Origin of the sequence: Snodgrassella sp. B3837 (assembly GCF_026535955.1) — a bacterium.
Lineage (GTDB): Bacteria > Pseudomonadota > Gammaproteobacteria > Burkholderiales > Neisseriaceae > Snodgrassella > Snodgrassella alvi_E.
In genome coordinates, this window is sequence record NZ_JAFNPI010000015.1 from 1 (window position 1) to 448 (window position 448).

Sequence of the window (448 nt, forward strand, 5' to 3'; positions counted from 1 at the left end):
GGTGCTGCGGTCGTTGTCGGTGATTTCGATGATGCGGCTGTGGCTGTCGCGGTAAAGAAGGAGGCGGTTGTCGTTGCGATCCTGAAGTGCGGTGAGGCAGAGGCGGTGGGGTTGGCTGGGGTCGGGCTCGAACAGGCGGTAGAGGCCGTCGTCGTCTTCGATGACCCAGCGGTTGTGCCGGCCACGGCGGATGGTGAGGTTTTCGTTGATGCCGCGCATGCCTTCGCCGGGTTGCAGGGGGTCGATTTCGAGGCGGCGTCCTTGTTCGTTGATATAGACGGCGGCACAGGAACCATCGGGCTGGGGGGAGATTTCGATTTCGACTTCGAAGCTGACGCTCCATCCGGCGCCGAACATGTTGTGGGTACGGGTGTCGACGCTGCTGTAGAAGCGTTGCCATTGGAGGGGCAGATGGGCGGGAAGGGTGAAGTCGAGCTCTTCGGTGCCG

The 448-nt window shown here is 62.5% G+C and carries 1 pseudogene; it reads right to left on the minus strand.

The annotated features are described in order from the left end of the window. A pseudogene (locus tag J3U67_RS05080) lies at positions 1–429 on the minus strand (DUF6531 domain-containing protein); the annotation flags it as partial. Positions 430–448 lie beyond the last annotated feature (19 nt).